At 38.2% G+C, this 2,997-nt stretch carries 3 protein-coding genes and 1 pseudogene; all 4 read right to left on the bottom strand.

The features are described from left to right. Positions 1-148 precede the first annotated feature (148 nt). Positions 149-403, bottom strand: coding sequence for a hypothetical protein (locus tag GN217_RS18450; protein ID WP_156858104.1), 255 nt, complete (start codon positions 401-403; stop codon positions 149-151). Then, entirely contained in the window at positions 403-1,203 is an 801-nt protein-coding gene (locus GN217_RS18445; RefSeq protein WP_156858103.1) for an ExeA family protein, read from the bottom strand. The genes GN217_RS18450 and GN217_RS18445 overlap by 1 nt, the downstream gene beginning before the upstream one ends. Then, positions 1,196-2,470, bottom strand: coding sequence for a DDE-type integrase/transposase/recombinase (locus GN217_RS18440; protein ID WP_156858102.1), 1,275 nt, complete (start codon positions 2,468-2,470; stop codon positions 1,196-1,198). The genes GN217_RS18445 and GN217_RS18440 overlap by 8 nt, the downstream gene beginning before the upstream one ends. Positions 2,471-2,592: 122 nt before the next feature. Next, positions 2,593-2,997 (bottom strand): annotated as a pseudogene (locus GN217_RS19120) (hypothetical protein); the annotation flags it as partial.

The raw sequence follows: 2,997 nt of genomic DNA, 5'->3' as shown, positions 1-2,997 counted from the left end.
TGTAAACTAGCACATTATTCCAGGTCATCTATTTCAAACTAATTCAGCTGTTTATCTGGGGTAATGTGCTATTATTTTCACTTTATTTCATATGTGAAAAAGAATATGCACGCTATTTCTCTACTATTTCAAGAAAAAAAGATGCCTTTCAAAAGACATCTTCTTCTCTCATTAATTCAATGGGCGCCACACGTATCTTGTAAACATCGGGGTGGCGAAGATTAAATGCGACTGACCCCTTATACATCACAAACCAATCATCGTAGTCCTTCCCAATAATAAAATTCAAATAGTCGCTCTGGAATTTTATTTCTACAGGCATCCCTTCATACACAATAAAAGCCTCTTGCCCAATCCATATCTGCCAGGCATTATGATTAGAAATCATGATTCCTTCTTTCATCACAGACCACTTTCCTCAGCTGCCAGACGCACGATTTCTTCATCAATCTGTTCTTTCTTCTGTTGCGCTCCATATAAAAGACAATTCGTCGTTAATGTATTGATAATACGGGGCCAACCTTGTGATCGTAACGCGATTGCTTCCATGGCCGTAGGACTGAATATTGGTATTCTTGATCCCGCTAACTTTAAATGGTGTTCTATATACGCGTAAACATCTTCTTTGCTTAATGCTTGCATTTGATATCTCATGATAATACGTTGAGCCAATGGTCGATGATGATTTAAATTTAACCGTGTTTTTAAATGCGGTAAACCAGATAGTATGAGAATAAATGGATTCGTCGAATCCATTTGAAAGTTAAAGAGAATGGCTAGATCCTGTAAAAATGCATCCTTTGCCATGTGCATTTCATCAAGAATGAAGACTGGAGTAATTTTACGTTCCTCCACCATTTGTTCAATGCCTGATTGAATCTGGCGAAATAGATCTACTTTGCGGAATTTGGGTTCTTCACCTAAACCATAAGCCAACCCTCGGTAAAAATCCATCACTCCTCCAGTAGACAATGGAAAATAGACGACATGATACAAAGATGGATTGAGTGACTCCTTAAAACTTCGTAATGTAAATGTTTTTCCAGCCCCAGGATCACCTATAATTAAACCGATTCCTTTCGACTTTTGTAAGTACGCTAAACCATTTAATGCTCCTTGATAAATCGTAGATTCAAACGCATCCACATGATTCATCTCTTTGGTAAATGGCATCTTAGCCAACGAATAAAAGGATTTATACATGATCCGTCTCTCCCTTCCGTTGAACCGTATCCATTATCGCAAATGGGGATGGGGCTCGTTTGACATGCGCATTATCTTCCATGTTAACGGCTATCGCTTGTGCTACTTTTTTTCCATCTTCAAACACATACACCGCTCGATCATCGAGTCGAAGATCAATCTTCTGACCAATGAAAGAAGCGGGAACTTCATATAATTTCTTATCCAACGTAATCGTCCCATCTAATTTTACGACTCTTTTTGCTCTTTTTAAAAATACTGTCTCTAGTATGGAATGATCCTCTAAAAATGTGATATGATCTAATTGGGATTGAAATACTTGATGGGGTGTCTTTCCATCAAGAGAGGCGTGTGGCTTCCGGTGGTAATCCTCCTCTAGCCACCGCCCAAATCTTTCATTTAGCTCTTCCAGCGAATCGGCTGGATTACTTTTTAATAATGGATAGAACCTCGTTTGAATCGTTTTGAACAGCCTCTCTATTTTCCCTTTACTTTTAGGGTCATATGGCTGTGTATGAACTAAAGTAATTCCCAACTGCGCACAGGCATACTGCAGGGTTTCTGATCGATAAATCTTTCCGTTATCGGCATAAATCATCGTCGGTTTTCCATATCGCAGAAGTGCTTCTTTTGTTACTTCTCGAAGGCCATCAAATTTCTCCGAAGAAAAAAATTCCGCGTAAGGTACGATTCTTGAACAATCATCGATGTATGCAATAAGAAATGTTTTCTTCATTTTCCCTTCCATTCGGATGTACGGACCATGCGATAAATCTGCCTGCCATAATACATTAACTTTATCATGAGAAAAACGCTTTCTCTCTCTTTCTGGATAAAAACTCATATGATGCTTTCCAGCTAGCTTGTGTTTTTTTAATAATCGGTTAATCGTGGCATAAGAAACATGATCCTTTTGAATTTCACCACGTTGAATTAATTGTTCGTAGAACACAGTTATTGGCATATGCAGATATTCTTCTTTTCTTATTTTGAGAATATGATCCTCATCATCTGGAGAGAGCCTGCGAGAACCTCCACGATCTGCCCGTCTTTTCGGCTTTAAAGCCTCGAATCCATTTCTTCGGTAATTTAAATGCCATTCTTGGATCGTTTTCGCTGCAACCTTTCGTTCTCCATAATAGGGTACCTGATGTACTTTTCCTTCCAGTTCTTGAAAATACTCTTTTGGTTCTCTTTGCTTATTAAAGAGCGGCGCAATCAAGCCATAACGAAATAAAGCAATTTCTTCCCGCGTTTTTTCATCCATTGGATTTGCCTCCTTTTATTAGAAGGACAACCGGTTATCCATTGCTTTTATTCTACTTTGTTCGCCAATACTTGCATAGGCAAAAGTTATGTGGGACAGTCTTTATTTTTTTATCACGAAAATTATGGTAAAATTAATGTGCCCATAAAATATGATGATAAGTGACCCCAGCTCCTTTGAAAGAAGGAAGATATGCCAGTATCTTGGATCATTTTCTTGTATTTTAGGGCTTCTTTTTTAGTGTTTTTAGATAACCCATTCGAATACCCTTCGTGCACAAAATAGCTATGAATCCAATGTATTCCTTTGTAAAACCGCTTGATATGTTGTTCTAGCAGTTGCCGGCCACCCCTACGCAAATCCCCATTCAAATAGCGCTCAATCCCTTTAAAGATCATATATAATGTATATTGAAAATAAGGAATCAAAAAACTTGGCAGAATAGAAATGGTGATGCCGCAAGCTAAGCAAAGATAACGACAAATCGGTAGTCGTATATGTTCATCTTCTTCAATACCATATCGCCA

The sequence above is a fragment of the Oceanobacillus sp. AG genome, from assembly GCF_009746545.1.
GTDB classification, from domain to species: Bacteria; Bacillota; Bacilli; order Bacillales; family Amphibacillaceae; genus Oceanobacillus; species Oceanobacillus indicireducens.
Note: the sequence above shows the minus strand (reverse complement) of the source record. Positions and strands in the feature narration are given on the sequence as shown.